Source organism: Brasilonema angustatum (assembly GCF_059505445.1).
This window is the reverse complement of sequence record NZ_JCACKO010000102.1, coordinates 111,032-128,326: the sequence shown is the minus strand read 5'-3', so window position 1 is coordinate 128,326 and position 17,295 is coordinate 111,032. Positions and strand designations below refer to the sequence as shown.

The following is a 17,295-nucleotide window of genomic DNA, read 5'->3' as shown; positions in this document are numbered from 1 at the left end:
CATCTATCTGATCCCGACTTTTTCCTTCATGGGGATTAATTAGTCGTTAGTAGTACTTTCTGACCAAGAAGGGGGTGTAGGGGTATAGGGGTGTAAGGGGAATTTTGAATGTTAGCGTAGCGTGCCGCAGGCAGCGAATGAGCCAATTGTACTACCCCTGCTCCGGAACCCATAAGGATACAAGCCCCTTATTTTAATAATGGAAACAAAAAGATACCATTAATCCTTGTATCAAGCCTATCAATAAATTCAGGGGAACCCCTACACCCTTACAACGCCAGGTGCTACCCTACGGGAAGCCGCCCTTCGGGCGTCTACAAGTCGGGAAACCCGAACGCCTGATACCTACATCAAGTACTGGCTTCCCAACGCACTGGCTCCCCTTACACCCTGCCCCTAGGGCATTGACAACAAACAAATAACAACTCATGATTTCTAACTGACTATGGCGAACAAACAAACTTGGATAATTTGGGGATTAGGTGCTTGCTGCTTGAGTGCGCCGGTACTTGCTGCTGTGGAATCTCCTTTTGGCACTAATGGTATTGATGCTCTTAGACTACACCAACTCCCATATAATTTAATCGGTCGCAAGATAGCCATTGGTCAGGTAGAGATTGGGCGTCCAGGTAGATATGGGTTGGATAAAGCCGTCTCTAAGAATAACTCAGTATCAATAGCAGGTGCATTCCTACGCAATGAACTTGCAAAGTCAAATAGCGGTGTTGACCCCCACGCCTACAATGTCGCTAGTATCATGGTTAGTACAGATAAAGCTTTTCCTGGAGTTGCTCCTGGAGCGCGATTGTACTCATCTGCTGTGGGTTATGGAAAAAGCTTAGGTCAACCACAAGAGTGCTTGTCTGCACAGCACATAGCACTACAAAATGGGGGAGATGTCCGCGCAATTAACTTTAGTTTTGGCGAACCTTTAAACCGTGACCCACGACCTCAGGCTACTTTAGATGGCAACGCCTTACTCACCTTATGTATTGACTGGTCTAGTCGCGTCCACAATAGTCTCTACATAATTGCAGGCAATCAGGGAAAGGGTGGCATTCCCATACCTACTGACAATTATAACGGACTCAACGTAGCTTTTTCATCCCGTCGAGGAGGGATTTATAATAAAGTTGATGTTTCTAATTTGGCGGCTGTGAGTGAAGGACTACTGATGCGGCTTGCTGGAAAAGAGATTAATCTTGGTCCACGTCGTGCTATTGGTATAGTTGCTCCAGGGAATAACATCGGCTTGCGAAATGCAGATGGGAAGAAGAATAAAGTCACAGGGACAAGCTTTGCAGCGCCTCAGGTGACTGCAACAGTTGCTCTGTTGCAGGAGTTTGGTGATAAACAATTGCGCACAAAACAACCCAACTGGAGTATAGATTCTCGCAGACATGAAGTGATGAAAGCAGTACTGCTCAACTCAGCTGATAAAATTCAAGACACTGGCGACGGTTTGCGCTTAGGAATGACGCGGACGCTCATCGATAAACAAAATAAAGACTGGTTGGCTTCTGATGCATATAAAGACCCAAAAATCCCTTTAGATTCCCAAATGGGAACTGGTCATTTGAACGCGTTTCGCGCTTACCAACAATTTAGCGCTGGTGAATGGAATCCAACGCAAACTGTACCAGCCCTTGGTTGGGACTATCGCACAGTCAATGCAGAAGCATCTGTAGAATATGAGTTAGCAAAACCCTTAAGGCAGGGGAGTTTTGTTTCTATCACCTTAACTTGGGATAGGTTAGTAGAGCTAAACGACAGGAATAAAAACGGTCAGTTTGACGCAGGAGAATATTTTCGCGATCGCGGCTTAAACAACCTCGACCTTTATCTGGTCAAAGCCGATGATAAAAATGGAAATGCTGACGCTGTCTGTTCCTCAATCAGTGAAGTTGACAGTGTTGAACATATTTTCTGCCCTGTTCCCGTAACTGGCAACTACAAAATCCGTGTTCAATTTCCCAAGAAAGTTAACGAAGCAACTCAGGCTTACGCTTTAGCTTGGTGGAGTGTACCCGTCAGGTAGGAAGTTGGGCTACAAACAGTGATCAAAAATCAAAGCTAAGAACTAATACTTATTGACTAATTAGCCAAATTAGTCATCACGAAAAAACCTGAAACTGTACAATCACTGTTGCCAAAACTGTAACGGGTCAGATATTACCTCACACCAGATGCGATAGTCAAAATAAAGACTCTGGCGATAATGGTGGTAAAATGAAGCAGAAATTTAGCAATGCTGGGGAAAATTTCTTACAAAGACGTTATGGAGTTCGTTTAGGCAGACGTTACGTTTTGGCGGCTGCTAGCGTTGTCCTAATGGGTGTTATAGGATGCTCTCAAGTTAATAGTAGCACGAGTGCGTTTGCCCAGTCGGGTTCACCTCGCTCAGAATCTCCTGTATCGAAGCCAGCATTAAATCCTGATAGTAAACTTATTACTGCCAACACAAAGTTTGGCTTCAAACTGTTTTCAGAAGTTTTGAAAAACGATAGTGGCAAGAACATTTTTGTTTCACCTTCTAGTGTGGCGATCGCCCTTGCCATGACCTACAATGGCGCGAGTGGCAACACAAAAGAAGCAATGGCTAAAGCATTGGAGTTTAAGGAGTTGAACTTAGAACAAATTAATTCCTCTAACGCGGTGTTAAGAAAATTATTAGAAAACCCAGATCCAAAGGTGCAGCTGACAATTGCTAATTCGCTTTGGGGAAATAAAAAAGCTAGCTTTCAACCAGATTTTCTGCAACGAAATAGAGATTTTTATACAGCTAAGGTTACCAGTCTCAACTTCACAGATGCAAGTTCTTTGAATGTGATTAATGACTGGGTTAATCAGAAAACAAGCGGAAAAATCAGTAAGATCGTTGAAAAAATACAACCTGACCAAGTTTTATTTCTCATCAATGCTATCTATTTTAAAGGTAGCTGGACAAATGAATTTGATAAACAGCAAACCGCAGAATATCCTTTTTATCTCCGCTCAGGTGAACAGAAACAACACCCAATGATGTCACAATCAGGTGACTATAAATACTATGAAAATCAACAATTTCAGGCAGTTAGCTTACCGTATGGAAAAGATGGTAAAATTGGCTTTTATATTTTCTTGCCCAAACAAAACTCTAATCTACAAAGTTTTTATCAAAACCTAAATGCAGAGAATTGGGAAAATTGGATAGCTCAGTTCAGCAAACAACAGGGGTCTATTCGCTTGCCCCGTTTTAAGATGGACTATGACGTAACGCTGAAAAATCCTCTAACAGCCATAGGTATGGGTGAAGCTTTCAGCGATCAGGCAAATTTTTCTGCGATGGGTAAGGATTTAAAAATAAGCGAAGTCAAGCATAAAACTTTTGTTGAAGTCAATGAGGAAGGTACAGAAGCTGCTGCTGCTACTTCTGTGGAAATCATGCCAGTAAGAGCGGTAAAGCCATCAAAAGAGCCATTCCGAATGATTGTTGAGCGTCCCTTCTTCTGTGCGATTCGGGATAATCAAACAGGAAGCATATTGTTTATGGGTTCCATTGTGGAGCCACAGTCTTAGAAGGATTAGCCCCTGGATGATTTGTTTGAGCAGTTGAAGGCGATACTTCAACTGAAACGGGTGCAGCTACCTCAGTAGAATTAGCCTTTGAATCTGCAGTTATACTATCCCCTGCAGTCTGATCATTTTCCGTATTGCTAGATTCTGAACTTCCTTGAGGAAGTACTTCTACATTACTGCCACTGGATACAGAAGAGTAAGGACGTATAGCGCTTAAAACTGTTTTGAGTACAACAGCGCTGGGTACCGCTACGATCACACCCAAAAGTCCACCAATTCTTGCGCCTGTCAAAACTGAAATAAGCACCCAAACAGGGTTTAAACCTGTAAAACTTCCTAAAATTCTCGGAGCAATAAAGTTTTCCAGAATTTGCTGAACAATAAGTGCAGCAGCCAATACCCTTGCCCCCATCCAAAAATCTTGTAGTGCCACTATCAAAGTCGTTAGAGCAATACCTACAGAACCACCAAATGGCACAAGTGCCATGATACCAATAGTCAAACCAAATAGTAAGCCAAATGGAACTTTCAGCCACAAAAAGATGGGAATCAGGGCTGATGCCATACAGGTGGATGAAATTAACTGACTAATAAAAAAATTTTGAAAGCTTAGGCGTACTGTATTTGAAAAAGCCTCACGGAATTTAACAGGTAGCCAATATATTAAACTTCCCCACAGTTCATCCCCATGTTGTAGGAGATAAAAAGTTAATACCATTGTCAAGATAAAGTCAAGCAGGCTTGTGACTGTAACAACAGCCAAATTTAAAACTTGTCCAGCGATCGCCTGCAATTGTCCCTTGACACGGTCGTTAATTTGTGAGACTAAAGCATCAAGGTTGATGGGTAAACCAAAACTATCTGCTTTCTCGTTCAGCATCATCAACTGCGATCGCCCAGAATCTATTAACTCTGGTATACGCGCCACCAGTTGTTGAGCCTGAGTTAGAGCAAGCGGCACAAGGGTGACACCCAACGCCAGTAAAACTGACAAAGCGAGTAGAAAGACTAAAATAGCAACCTGCTCTCGCCTAGCACCTTGGCGCTGCATCCAGCTAACTGGGTAGTTTAGCAGAAATGCTAGCACTGCCGCTCCGACTAAAATAACAATTAGGGAGTGAAAGTAATGAAAAATTGCGCTAATCGCCCAACCATTAAGCACTAGCAGTGGAGCGAATAGAGTTATTGTCAAGAATCGTGCTACGGGTGTAAGTGTTTCCCACCAGTTTAAAAGCTTGCGTGTCTGCATCTGCCAATTGTTGGATACAACTAAATAAAATTCTTCTATCAAGCCTATTATCTCTAACTACACCATTATGATTCATCCCTCTTATTTGGGATTGCACTCAGGCAAATGAAAATTCTTGAATCATCTAACAATTCTCACCATCCTCAAGACTCGCCCACCTCTGGTGGACAGGTGCTTATCTACCTGATTCCGGTCATGGACTTTTTCTCCTCACTATGCACACTCTACCATCATCAGGAAAGCCGGGAACAAGTTCGAGTTAGTTATCTGTCAATCACTTTAGTATTTTCCTGGCTTTTGGGTTACTTTTTACTAGCAACTGGGGCGGCAACTTCAAAGTTTTTAACATTGCATCTACAAATCGTTCCTAACTTTCTCACCAGTCGCTACTTTTTGATTAATATCTGGTTAATTGTTCCTCTAGTTAAAAGCAGATTAAAGCGATTGTCACCTGGTGAGTCGTTTTGTGGAAAGAGCGCTTGACAAATAACCTGTCAGAATTCTTTAGTCATCAAAACAGTTGACAGTATTTTTACTTAATTTACTAAAAAATATGCATTTTATTATTAACAGACCTAGTCAAATCTCTTTTGAGATTGTCATACTTCTAAGAAAACCTCTCCGGATTTATCAAAAAATAGGAGAATTACTCCAATAAGTGTTGTGGTTCATACTGAAGTGTAAAATTTATCATTGTTAATCTAAGAGTTAGTTATCATGGGTTAATTTGTCTGTTTCCATAGCAACAGATTCTCCAGATTTTATTCAGATAAGTGTGAGGAGTAGCGTGACTATTCAAAGAACTTCGGCGCAAGACGACTATTCTACAGATACTACCAACTCAAGTGATAAAAATGCCAACACTGACAAATCTGGACGTTGGCTGTGGTTTTGGGTTGCTATGAGCGGGATTGCAATGGTATCAGCAACAGCAGGAGCACTGTTAGCAGTTTCTTTAACAGGTACTCCTTTAATGCAAGCTTCTTTAAGCCCAGATGAAGCAGCGGTGTTTGATAGCGATCGCATTGCTGGAGATGGACTGAAATTTTCACAATTAACTCGCCCCGTGAATATTTTAATCATGGGGATGAGCGTACTTCCTCCTGATGTGCGAAACCCTCCCGCTGAAACCAAAAATCTGAGATATCTGCCCCAAGTCAACTCCTTTGATGGTCTTGCTGACGTTATGCTCTTGACCAAATTTGATCCAGAGCACAAAAAAGTGATGATGCTTTCTATTCCCAGAGATACTCGGACACAAATAGATGGACATGGTACAAAAAAAATTAATTCCGCAAATGTGATTGGTGGACCAGCTTTAACCGCCAAAACTGTGAGTAGCTTGTTAGGTGATGTAGGAATTGACCGCTATATGCGGATTAACGTGTTGGGAGTTGCTAAGCTTATTGATGCTTTGGGTGGAGTTACAGTCTACGTACCCAAGGATATGAAATATCAAGATGACTCTCAGCACTTATATATCAATTTAAAGAAAGGAAAACAGCATCTCAATGGCGATCAAGCACTGCAACTTCTGCGCTTCCGACATGATGAAAATGGCGACATTGGTCGGATTCAGCGGCAGCAAATGGTGATGCGAGCACTGATGGATCAATCTGTCAACCCAGCAACCGTAGCTCAATTGCCTAAAGTTCTTAACGTCGTTAAAGAACACATTGATACTAACTTAACACTTGAGGAGCTATTAGCACTAATTGGTTTTGGCGTCAGAACAAATCGCTCCAATATGCAAATGTTAATGCTACCTGGCCAGTTCGGTCAACAAAAAGGGGGCTACTGGATTCCAGATAGCCAGCGCATTCATAGCATGATGGCTCAGTACTTTGATGTGCAACAAACAGATTCTGTATCTGGTGTAGTAAATCCAGGATCTTTACGAGTCGCAATTCAAAACAGCACGGGTAACGATAAAGCTAATATCCAAACATTGATTAAAGCTTTGCAAAAACTTGGCTATACCAACGTTTATGTAGCCAAAAGCTGGGGTGAACCTCTAGAAGTGACTCATATTGTTGCCCAACAAGGAGACGGTAACACGGCCGAATCAATTCGCAACACTTTAGGATTTGGAGAAGTGCGGGTAGAAAGCACCGGTAATCTCGGTTCTGATATTAGTATCCAAGTGGGTAAAGACTGGTTGCGGCAAACACAAATCAATCAGAACCCTGTTCAACCATAGCAAGATAAATTAACACTTCCCCAACTGCATGAATTTGGCTTTGTTCATTTATGCAGAAAATCTGGGGATTGTGAGGTTATCGTGTTAGCTTCAAAATCCAATCCTGTATAATTGGATTTACCACCTCAGGAGCTTCATCCTGAGGACAATGTCCAATGCCTTCTAGAGGAAAAAACTTTTGCACATGCGCAAAATTGGCTAACTCTCTACCTAACTCAACTGGTTCCCACGGATCTGCAGTTCCCCACAAGATAATCGCAGGACAAGACAGTTGAGGTAAAAGGTCTTCTGGTAAAGGACCTGAGGAATAAGAGGTAAAGGCGAGGAAAACAGCAACAGCTCCAGGATCGCGGGCGGGTGTTGTCAGTATATCTACTAACTCCTCTGTAACTGCTTCTGAATTAGCATAAGCTTGCAAGAGAATTTTCCGCACTGTTTTGGGTTTAGCGACTTGATTGAAAAAGAAGTCACCAATTAATTTGACAGATAGTACACGTTGGAGTACAGGCGCTCCAAAACGGCGATGCCACGGTAAAGTTGCCCGCTTACGATCATGCAACAGTCGTAAGGAACAGTTAAGTAACGCAATTCCCAAGGCGGCTTCAGGGCAACTCACCGCCGCTTGCATTACCACAATACAGCCGATGGAGTTAGCAACCAAAAAAGCTGGCTCACCCACGACCTCACGGCAAAAATCTGCGACTTGCTGTCCCCAAGTTTCAATTGTGTAAGCTATTTTTTCATTTGGCTTTGGTTTAGCGGAAGCACCAAAGCCAATCAAATCAATGGCATAGACACGACAGTGTTCTGCCAGCACAGGGATATTTTTCCGCCAGTGCCACCAAGAAGCACCAAAGCCATGCACGAGGATAACAGCAGGTCCAGTGGTTCCTTGGGTTTGGTAGCAAATGGGAAAACCTTGCCAAATCCACGTTTTTGTTGAAGTAAATGCAGGAGTGGAAGCAGAGGTGGTCATGACAGATGAATAATTAGTACAAGGAGTAAAGATGCACCCGCATACGGCAGGTACGACTGTTTTTATTGTTGCAGTACTTAACAATGATTAGCCCAAGGTGTTAAGCGTTGGGCATGAGAAATATGGTTATAACTCTGCCGATACGCGTCAAGGACAAACAAGATGATAACTCGTAAAACACTGAAGGTGCCAAACACAATTATCAACAAGCGTGCGATAAGCCCGCTTGCTTGACGCTCCGCGTATCGCACGCGGTGGAGTGTGTGGTAAACTTTGCCCAATTATCTGTTTGTTGCAAGGTCAAGAAATTCATCCCAAAGAGACTGAATGAATTTATACTTATTTGGTAATGAAAAACTAGAGACAGAATGCCACTGTATTGCTATCTTAAATTGGAGGTAATAACAAATTTTTGATCAAGCGCGTAACTTCATGGGAACACATTACCGAAGGGTTTTACTTAAAGTTAGTGGTGAAGCCCTCATGGGCAATATGGGTTATGGAATTGATCCAGAAGTGGTCAAGGAAATAGCCGAAGAAGTAGCAGAGGTAGTGTCAACTGGCGTTCAGACTGCCATCGTCGTCGGAGGCGGAAATATTTTTCGTGGCGTCAAGGCGGCGTCGGCGGGAATGGATCGAGCAACCGCTGACTACATCGGGATGATTGCTACGGTAATGAATGCCATGACATTGCAAGATTCACTAGAACGAATCGGGGTACAGACGCGGGTGCAAACCGCAATCTCTATGCAAGAAGTCGCTGAACCGTATATTCGTCGTCGTGCCATTCGTCACTTAGAAAAAGGGCGGGTGGTTATTTTTGGTGCTGGTTCTGGAAATCCCTTTTTCACCACCGATACTACCGCAGCATTGAGAGCCGCAGAAATAGAAGCTGAAGTGATTTTTAAAGCCACCAAGGTAGATGGCGTTTATGATGCTGATCCTCATATATACCCGGACGCCAAACGTTACAATACCTTGACATATGGACACGTTTTGGCAAAAGATTTACGAGTAATGGACAGTACCGCGATAGCCTTGTGTAAGGAAAACAATATCCCTATTCTTATATTTGACTTAACTGTGCGCGGTAATATCCATCGAGCAGTCATGGGAGAGTCCATCGGCACCCTTGTGGGAGGTTCTTGTGAAATTAGCTGAAGCTGAGAGTACAATGCAAAAAACCGTAGAGTCAACTCAACGGTCTTTTAACACAATTCGCACTGGTCGCGCTAATGCGAGTTTATTAGATAAGATCACCGTGGATTATTACGGTTCGCCAACGTCGTTAAAATCACTGGCAAACATTAGTACGCCAGATTCAACAACAATTCTGATTCAGCCTTACGATCGCAATACCTTAAATTTGATTGAAAAGGCAATATCTATGTCGGATGTGGGTTTAACCCCTAGCAATGATGGTTCCCTAATTCGGCTCAACATTCCACCCTTGACGAGCGATCGCCGTAAAGAATTAGTCAAAATCGCCGCCAAGTATGCCGAAGAAGGGCGCGTTGCTATTCGCAATATCCGCCGCGACGCCTTAGATACAATTCGCAAACTAGAAAAAAGCGCCGAAGTTTCTGAGGATGAGTCACGTGATCAGCAGGACAAACTGCAAAAATTGACAAACAAGTACACCGCCAGAATAGACGAGTTACTCGCAGAAAAAGAAAAAGACATCACAACTGTCTAGAAACAACTAAAGAAAATGCTCATCAGGGAGACGCGGTTATCAAACATCAGGGAGACATGAGGATAAAGGATACCAAGACAAAGCGACAAACCAAATACGGGGAAATTCTTCCGAAAGATTCCCCACGTCACAGCGTCTAGTTATCTTCACGTTATCAACAGTGTCACAACGTCTCCTTTTCTTCGTGTATACGCCGAAAACACAAACCGCGTCAGCGCATCTTACAGTTTTTACAGCAGATCAACGAATTTTCATGCATTACCTCAAAACTGTTGGTTGAGGCATAAATTTGCTTTTTGGCAACTGTTATAAATGACTCTTATAAATTTATGATTGCTTTATAAGATATTAAAAAAAATATTTTTTAAAAAATTGCCAAAATCGAAAAAAGCATTAAAAAATTACAAAAACTTTATCAAGAACTGAAAACCTTAGCAAAAAATTTGTGGGAAGTAAAATGAATGAAATGTATTTTAGTATGTGGATAAAAAAATAGACGAGTTACTTGTACGCAAAAAGACATTGAGATTATCAAAAATATTGAAAACTATGTTTTTCAAAAAAAAGATAATCAGAGCAAAGCCATGATCAATAAAAGAATAAATTAAGACAGTAGTTCCATATACTAAGATTGACGGTTAAACATAGTTAAGAAAAAAATTTTTGAGGAGTCAGACAAGCACTGTACGATTTGAAACAGCAAACTATAAAAACAGTTAAGTCTCGTCAGGCTGTCTATTGACAGAGTAATAAAAAAAACAGGGAAGCTAACAAGTTCAGGAGCAAAGACAAAAAGCATATGTACGACTGTATTATCGTCGGTGCGGGACCAGCTGGTGGAACAGCCGCATATCATTTAGCTAAGCGGGGACGCTCAGTCTTAGTTCTGGAAAAAGAAACTCTGCCAAGATATAAACCTTGTGGGGGTGGAGTATCGCCAGCGATCGCTCAATGGTTCGACTTTGACTTTAGCCCTGCAATTTCCATCAAAGCAACCACAATTCGCTGCACCTGGAAAATGGGCGAACCTGTAGAAGCTGAACTAGGAATTCCTGAACCAGTTTGGATGGTGAGGCGCGATGTCTTTGACCATTTCCTGATTCAACAAGCTCAAAAGCAAGGGGCCCAACTCAAAGATAATACGGAAGTCAAAGGCATTGAATTTAAAGGTGACTCTTGGCAAGTCAATACAGCAAATGGACCAGTCAGTGGACGTTACTTAATTGCTGCTGATGGCGCAAAAGGACCAATGGCAAGATTCCTAGGCTTCAAAGAGCGCAAACGCCGTCTAGCAGGAGCTTTAGAAGCGGAAGCCGCAGCCAAAGTGGAGAACGGTCACATTGCTCACTTTGAATTTGGCATGGTCAAAAATGGTTATCTCTGGAACTTCCCCAAAGCGGATGGATATTCTATTGGAATTGGCACATTTGTTGGCGGTGGTGAATCCCAAGATTTCAAGAGCATTTTGAACGAGTACAGCAGCTCGTTTGGTGTAGATCTCAAAATCTGCAAGCAGTATGGACATGCTTTGTGCTTGTGGAATGGCAATCAAAAGCTGCACACTGAAAATGCGGTTTTAGCTGGAGAAACTGCTTGTGTCGTTGATCCCTTCACCGCAGAAGGTATTCGCCCCTCCATTTTTAGCGGGATGAAAGCGGCAGTTGCTATTGACCAAGCTTTAGGTGGTGATATCAACGCCTTGGAAAATTACACTGACATCATCAACGAAGAATGGGGTAGTGATATGGCTTGGGCGCAGAAATTAGCTGGGGCGTTTTACCGCTTCCCTGGTGTTGGTTACAAAGTGGGTGTTAGGCGTCCGTCATCTGTCAAAATTATGGGCAAACTTTTGTGTGGTGAAATGCGTTACAGCGAAGTGACTGGTCGGGCACTTAAGCGTCTTGTTCCGGGTTTTGGTGGGTAGTTGATAGTCATTGCGCATATCGCCTCTTAAGTTCTTTCCCCAATCATCCAAGCAAACATCTGTAAACCGTGGCCATTATTTTGGGTTGTCTGTGGTACTGTCGGAATTATAGGATGGAAATCTGACAGTTTCAGCGCACACAATCCTGATTCTTTCGTGAACCAATCCGAAGCTTATCAATCACTTTCTTGAGGCTGCACGCAAAAAGCCCGTTTCAGCCCCGATTTATAATTTCTGCTTATACTAGCGGCAACTTTGCCAATTACAGGTATAATCCATATTCATGACAGCAGGGAAAAATCAGCTACAGCATCGGTTTCCAATGGCCAACAGATAAGCGTGTAGAAAGGGTATAGATGCTAGAAAAGGCTTGTTCTGTACTGGGTGCAGAAAATGTCTATACGCTTTAAGCCATTTCTGTTCTCAAGTGGTGTAAATCTCTCTAAAACGTTTCCCGCTTTAGTAATCATAGTGGTATGGGGAATTACTAGCTGCTGTTTGGGTGGCTTAAGGCTTAAATATCCTACCTACTGCTGTCACTCCACTGCTAGACGGTTAATTGTTATTTTTCTTTTTCTGGCGGTAATCCTAACTCTTTACGAAATTCTTGGTCATAGATTGCTTGCTGCCAATTCTTGGCTTGCTTAACTTGTTTTGGTGTTAAGTTTTTGGCACCACTGAGGTCGGCATTACTGAGGTCAGCACTATTGAAGTAGGCACCCCTGAGGTCGGCATTACTGAGGTTGGCACCATAGAGGTTGGCATTACTGAGGTCGGCATTACTGAGGTATGCATTAATGAGGTAGGCATTAATGAGGTCGGCACCATAGAGTTCGGCACCCCTGAGGTCGGCACCATAGAGGTCGGCACTACTGAGGTAGGCATTATTGAGGTAGGCATTATTGAGGTCGGCACTACTGAGCTTGGCATTATTGAGGTAGGCATTATTGAGGTTGGCACCCCTGAGGTTGGCACTACTGAGGTCGGCACTGCTGAGGTTGGCCTTACTGAGGTTGGCACTACTGAGGTCGGCACTGCTGAGGTTGGCCTTACTGAGGTTGGCATTACTGAGGTTGGCACCCCTGAGGTCAATTTTATTTAGGGAAGCGCCGAGCTTCACAAGTTCTTCAAGTGCTTCGATTCTAGGATAACTTTCTTTCTGTCCTTTAAATTTCTCTACTTCATTACGCAAATTACTAACTCTTATTTCCCGATAGCCAGTAAATCCTAAAAATATCGTTAAAAATATAATTGGAATAACTATAAAACCAATTAGCCTTAAGCGATTATTTCGTCTATAGTTAAGACTTTTTTGAATGAACTCGTAAGCTAAAGGAGATAATCTCAACAGAGTAATTTGCTCTTTTTGAAAAGCCTGAGCTGAATTTAACTGTTTGCCCCCAAGCAGATAATCCTTTGACTTGTTCTTATCTCGCCACTCTATTGCTCCTGTTTCGATTTTACGCTGTTGTATTAATTTCTCTCGATTCTCATTAACCCATTGACGTAAGCGTTCCCATTCACGAATCAGTGCTTCATGAACAACTTCTACTGTTTCTTGTTCTGACTTATCATTACGTCCTGTAACTACTAAACGCGATTCTCTCCCAGCTAAATACGCGATTAATTCCCAATTCTCTTTACCTACTTCTTCCAAAGTTGCGACTCGTCTCGTATCTTCCGTGCCTTCTCCTAACCTCACTAATTGCAGAAAAATACGCTGCGCTTGCTTTTGTTGTGTATCACTAAGTTTGTGGTAAATTGACTCAGCGTGTTTTATTAAAGCTTGTTTAATGCCTCCAATTTCATCATAGGCCTTATGAGTCAGTTGATTATCGTTCTGCTTTAACCATAATTGAGTTAAGGCAAATTCTAACAACGGCAAGTTCCCTGGCTCTTGTCCCACATCATCCAAAATTCTTTGAGCTAAATGCGTTTGGAGTTGTACATTTAATTTTTGAGCGGGTTGTTCAATGGCTCTTTGTAATTCTTCTCGACTCATTAAACCCAGTGGTTTAAATTGAATTTGCTGTAATGCATCGCTAAAGGGACGATACGAAAGAACATAACCGTAAAAATCGGCTCGTAATGTGAAAACCAATGTTATGCTTTTTTGATTAACAGCTAAGAGTAACGTATCAATGAAGCGCTGTTGTTCTTCCTTATCTTGGTATTGGGTATAAAGTTCCTCAAACTGGTCTACAATTAACAAAAAGCGTTTGTTAGGTTTTTTCTCTAGAACTTGGGATACAACTTGATGTAATTTCACTTCACCTTTTTTTAGACTTTCTGCTAACCTACCTACTTGAATGGCTTTTTCAACTTTATTAATATCTGGTTCCAATTGACGCACTAAAGCCAAAGCAAGTTCATCAAAAGGTTGGCTCTTAGGACGAAACGATTCAATCAACCAAGTTCCTTCTTCTCGCAATCTTGGAATTAATCCAGCAAATACAACAGATGATTTTCCACTTCCACTTGCACCTATAACTGCAACCAAGGGTTGCTGATGAGTCATTTGAAATAACTCCTGGGTAAATGTTTCTCGTCCAAAAAAGAAGGCTGCATCTTTCTCATCAAAAGCAGATAATCCAAGGTATGGGTTGGGGGGAATATCACCTGCAACAAATTCAATATCAGCCGGATGGATTGATGAAACTTTTAGGACTGGAGTTTGGTCTTCTTTTAACCCAACTAACTGAGCACAACCTAATTCATGAGCAAATGGGACTTCATTGCCAGCAGCAAGTGCATCATAGAAGGCAACAGCAAAATTAACTGCTGCTTTATCCCCAATCGTTTTATTCATGCCAATGACATATTTGATGTACTGGCTGATGGCTTGGGCTTGTTTTTCTGAGTAGCAAGCGTTCAAAACAACACACTCAACGCCTGTAACCGCAAATAACTTAAACAACTTAGCCAGCGCTTCTTGTTCAATCAACACTGGTTGTCCTGTTTCATCTTCTAGAACAATTCCATCCTCTCCTGTTCCGTGACCGCAGAAGTGAATAATTTGGGGCTGGTACTCTAGAATAGCTCGGTAAAAGTCACGCTGCCGCACAGCCCATTTTTGCACCAATCTAAACAGCTCGCGGTTCTTTGCCAGTTGCAAACCAAGGTCTATCTCCCGTACTTCCTCATCGAGTCGTAATCGAGCAGTACTTGTAGGATTTGCTGCTAGTATCAAAATGGTTTTAGACGTGTTACGACTCATAACTTTCATGAGGGGGCAGGTGTTGGCTTACACTTTCACTAATCAGTAGCGTATGATTACAGAAAAAACTAGGGTATTGGCTTAACTTTTGTTTTTTATAAGTTTAATCAAAGTAGACTTATGCAGTATCACGTTGTTTACCTTACCCTGTCACTACTGATTTTTTACGCCTCAGCGTCAATGCACAAAATCAAAATAGCGAGAGAATAACCAGAGAACTCCCCCAGTCAGCAGTAAACAAACAATTCCCGCTACACCAGCAAGGGGTTTTTTATTCTTACCTGTCACCCACTCCGAGACGTTACCTGTGTAATCAATGAGTGCGGCTGTGTCTACTGTGGCGATCGCCCATATCCATCCAGTATGCAATCCCCAAGCTAAGCCTATACTCCCCCCATCCACAAACCGTGCTAGTACCAACACCATCCCCATAAACCAGAGTCCAGGTAACTGTGGGATGGTTTCTTTTTGCTCCCAAACCAAGTGTAGCAAAGCAAAAATCGAGCTAGAAATGAGCGCTGCTACCCAAACAGAACCACCTTTCTCTAGTTCAGTAAACACAAACCCACGAAAAATTAGCTCCTCAATACCACCTACAAATAACGCCACTAACAAAATAGGTAGTAAGATAGGTCGCACAAGCTTAATATTTGACCATTGAAAAGAGCACCATCCTAGCCACAATTGCCATAAAAAAACTAATGTTATACTAAATATTCCTAAAGCTAAACCTACCACCAATGAATATAGAGTTGAAACATTTCCAATCAAGCCGTAATCTGAGAAAGGTGTATCGGTGAACCAACTAGTTCCCCACAAAATCAGGGGAGCTAGTAAGTAGAGAGATACTAGTAAAGGTAACTTTTTTTCTGGCTGCAAAAGTTGAGAAGGTTGCCATTTGAGGACAAACGCTGTTAAAGCTGCTATGGGTAACCAGCAGGACACCCAAATAATAAAGAAAGCCATCACAACAAACAATACTGGTGCATCTTTTAAGGATGACAGTAAAAAGTTGACTGATGGCTCATGTAACGATATGAAAGTAAATAAAAAAACACAATTGACTTCTTGCATAGTAGAAACATTTTATTTTGGTCAGAGAAAAGTTTTCTTAATTTGGAGCAGCTTTCAAGTAGGGATAGCTAGGTTGCGCTTCTTTTCCCACTACCTCAAGTATTGCTCATCTAATCGCTCTTCTTTTTGTTGACCAAACTTTTACTAAAATGAATCATGCATCCAAGAAGTCTAATTGTTTTTTTATTCAAAAATTTTTTAAAATTTGACTCTCGCCGTAAAGACAAGTTGTCCAGCGTTTGCCTTAAACTTGCCTCTACGATCACAAAAGTTTATTCCTCCTCTTCGTCATCGTCTTCAAAATCTTCCTCGTCTTCAAGCTCTTCATCATAGATTTCTGCGTCTTCATCATGCTGGAGTAGCTTTTTATCACTATCAACTTGAATTAAGTGAATATGCTTGTAACCCAGCTTAATTTCAAACTCATCACCTGGCTTTAAACCCATTGCTTTGGTATAAGTTGCACCAATCACAATCTGACCGTTTTGATGGACACTAACCCTGTAGGTAGGTTCACGCCCACGACCATCTTTTGGTGCTTCTGGACTTAAGGGAATTCCCCTAGCCGAGAGCAAAGCATCATAAAAGTCGGTTAGATTGACACGAACTTGGTTATTTTTTGTAACGGTGTAATAACCACACTGCTTTGCTCTTTCTCGCCTTGGCAAGTTAGAAAGTTCTTTTACTTTAGCTAGCAGTGTTTTCCCAGTTAATGCAGCAGTTGCGGTTTCAGTCATTATGCTTCAAATATCCTCACTCTCTCCAAACAAATAAACAAATCATCTTCTGCCAGTACTTGGCTTTTTGACATCTGCACAACGTTGCTTCAGACCCAATACCAGAGGGGTTATTCCTCCATATAGGGTGAGCCACAAGAGTTTCTGTTACGATTGACCACAACAGAAGATGGTTGTAGTTGTCACAGGCATTAATTTTCGTAATTTTACGCCATTTCTAACCATCATTTGCCATCTGAAACGAAATAATTCTCTTTTTTGGCACTACTAAAGTGGAGCAACTTTGAACAACTACAAATTGGGGAGACAAAAAGCGATGACACTGCGCCCTTAGGGGTTCCCAAGGGGGATGCAAAGTGTCCGGGTGAGGATTTTCATCCCGATTTCTCGCCGTTTCGCCGTTGTGTTCTACCACGACCAAACAAGTCGTAGACCCAATAAATTGCAGGCTTTTTACTTTCCTAACTCTGTCTTAATTGACCTTGAGTCGTAGGGTTTTACCCATTTCTCCTCAAGAAACATGATTGACAGCATAGTATTTTCCTAAGGTTGTGCTGACATACAACCTTTTATCCTGCTAGTAGAGACCATAAATTTCTTGCCCCCACTTTATTACAAAGAAACAAAGCAGTAACAGTCGCACTTACACGGCGATTGCTACTGG

12 protein-coding genes are annotated in these 17,295 nt (G+C 42.0%); 7 read left to right on the top strand and 5 right to left on the bottom strand.

Features of this window, described 5'->3' with window-relative positions:
• Window positions 1-445: 445 nt before the first annotated feature.
• Both AC5JM2_RS17375 and AC5JM2_RS17370 read left to right on the top strand, forming a co-directional pair.
• Window positions 446-2,038, top strand: coding sequence for a S8 family serine peptidase (locus tag AC5JM2_RS17375; protein ID WP_495836100.1), 1,593 nt, complete (start codon window positions 446-448; stop codon window positions 2,036-2,038).
• Between the two features lie 191 nt (window positions 2,039-2,229).
• Window positions 2,230-3,558 (top strand): serpin family protein, encoded by a 1,329-nt coding sequence (locus AC5JM2_RS17370; RefSeq protein ID WP_495836099.1) that lies wholly within the window; start codon window positions 2,230-2,232, stop codon window positions 3,556-3,558.
• Here the strand turns inward: AC5JM2_RS17370 and AC5JM2_RS17365 are convergent.
• A complete protein-coding gene (locus tag AC5JM2_RS17365; protein WP_495836238.1) occupies window positions 3,527-4,807 on the bottom strand; it encodes an AI-2E family transporter in 1,281 nt (426 codons plus the stop codon). The genes AC5JM2_RS17370 and AC5JM2_RS17365 overlap by 32 nt on opposite strands.
• A gap of 105 nt (window positions 4,808-4,912) precedes the next feature.
• On the opposite strand from AC5JM2_RS17365, the gene AC5JM2_RS17360 reads away from it, so the two are divergent.
• Entirely contained in the window at window positions 4,913-5,290 is a 378-nt protein-coding gene (locus AC5JM2_RS17360) for a hypothetical protein (protein ID WP_495836098.1), read from the top strand.
• Between the two features lie 304 nt (window positions 5,291-5,594).
• Complete coding sequence (locus tag AC5JM2_RS17355; protein ID WP_495836097.1) at window positions 5,595-7,007, top strand: LCP family protein; 1,413 nt, start codon at window positions 5,595-5,597, stop codon at window positions 7,005-7,007.
• A 76-nt stretch (window positions 7,008-7,083) separates the two neighbouring features.
• Here the strand turns inward: AC5JM2_RS17355 and AC5JM2_RS17350 are convergent, their stop codons facing one another.
• Window positions 7,084-7,983 (bottom strand): alpha/beta fold hydrolase, encoded by a 900-nt coding sequence (locus AC5JM2_RS17350; protein WP_495836096.1) that lies wholly within the window; start codon window positions 7,981-7,983, stop codon window positions 7,084-7,086.
• Window positions 7,984-8,415: 432 nt separating this feature from the next.
• On the opposite strand from AC5JM2_RS17350, the gene pyrH reads away from it, so the two are divergent.
• The 3 genes from pyrH (at window position 8,416) to AC5JM2_RS17335 (ending at window position 11,603) form a co-directional block, all read left to right on the top strand.
• Window positions 8,416-9,144 carry a UMP kinase gene (pyrH, locus tag AC5JM2_RS17345; RefSeq protein ID WP_495836095.1) on the top strand — a complete coding sequence of 243 codons (729 nt, stop codon included), beginning with the start codon at window positions 8,416-8,418 and terminating at the stop codon, window positions 9,142-9,144.
• The gene (gene frr, locus AC5JM2_RS17340; protein WP_495836094.1) at window positions 9,131-9,679 is read left to right on the top strand and encodes a ribosome recycling factor; all 549 of its coding nucleotides are present in this window, start codon (window positions 9,131-9,133) and stop codon (window positions 9,677-9,679) included. Before pyrH ends, frr begins: the two co-directional genes overlap by 14 nt.
• A 799-nt stretch (window positions 9,680-10,478) precedes the next feature.
• Window positions 10,479-11,603: a geranylgeranyl reductase family protein gene (locus AC5JM2_RS17335; RefSeq protein WP_495836093.1), complete on the top strand. Its 1,125-nt coding sequence runs from the start codon at window positions 10,479-10,481 to the stop codon at window positions 11,601-11,603.
• Between the two features lie 562 nt (window positions 11,604-12,165).
• On the opposite strand, the gene AC5JM2_RS17330 is transcribed toward AC5JM2_RS17335, so the two are convergent.
• From AC5JM2_RS17330 to AC5JM2_RS17320, 3 genes are all read right to left on the bottom strand, one after another.
• The gene (locus tag AC5JM2_RS17330; protein WP_495836092.1) at window positions 12,166-14,820 is read right to left on the bottom strand and encodes an nSTAND1 domain-containing NTPase; all 2,655 of its coding nucleotides are present in this window, start codon (window positions 14,818-14,820) and stop codon (window positions 12,166-12,168) included.
• Between the two features lie 177 nt (window positions 14,821-14,997).
• Window positions 14,998-15,894: a CPBP family intramembrane glutamic endopeptidase gene (locus AC5JM2_RS17325; protein ID WP_495836091.1), complete on the bottom strand. Its 897-nt coding sequence runs from the start codon at window positions 15,892-15,894 to the stop codon at window positions 14,998-15,000.
• A 272-nt stretch (window positions 15,895-16,166) separates the two neighbouring features.
• The gene (locus tag AC5JM2_RS17320) at window positions 16,167-16,631 is read right to left on the bottom strand and encodes an AbrB family transcriptional regulator (protein ID WP_495836090.1); all 465 of its coding nucleotides are present in this window, start codon (window positions 16,629-16,631) and stop codon (window positions 16,167-16,169) included.
• Window positions 16,632-17,295: the final 664 nt, after the last annotated feature.

Excerpts from the sequence above, each read along its gene's own strand:
- AC5JM2_RS17375 (WP_495836100.1), top strand. The coding sequence starts at position 446 with ATGGCGAACAAACAAACTTGGATAATTTGGGGATTAGGTGCTTGCTGC.
- AC5JM2_RS17370 (WP_495836099.1), top strand. The coding sequence starts at position 2,230 with ATGAAGCAGAAATTTAGCAATGCTGGGGAAAATTTCTTACAAAGACGT.
- AC5JM2_RS17365 (WP_495836238.1), bottom strand. The coding sequence starts at position 4,807 with ATGCAGACACGCAAGCTTTTAAACTGGTGGGAAACACTTACACCCGTA.
- AC5JM2_RS17360 (WP_495836098.1), top strand. The coding sequence starts at position 4,913 with ATGAAAATTCTTGAATCATCTAACAATTCTCACCATCCTCAAGACTCG.
- AC5JM2_RS17350 (WP_495836096.1), bottom strand. The coding sequence starts at position 7,983 with ATGACCACCTCTGCTTCCACTCCTGCATTTACTTCAACAAAAACGTGG.
- pyrH (WP_495836095.1), top strand. The coding sequence starts at position 8,416 with ATGGGAACACATTACCGAAGGGTTTTACTTAAAGTTAGTGGTGAAGCC.
- AC5JM2_RS17335 (WP_495836093.1), top strand. The coding sequence starts at position 10,479 with ATGTACGACTGTATTATCGTCGGTGCGGGACCAGCTGGTGGAACAGCC.
- AC5JM2_RS17330 (WP_495836092.1), bottom strand. The coding sequence starts at position 14,820 with ATGAGTCGTAACACGTCTAAAACCATTTTGATACTAGCAGCAAATCCT.
- AC5JM2_RS17325 (WP_495836091.1), bottom strand. The coding sequence starts at position 15,894 with ATGCAAGAAGTCAATTGTGTTTTTTTATTTACTTTCATATCGTTACAT.
- AC5JM2_RS17320 (WP_495836090.1), bottom strand. The coding sequence starts at position 16,631 with ATGACTGAAACCGCAACTGCTGCATTAACTGGGAAAACACTGCTAGCT.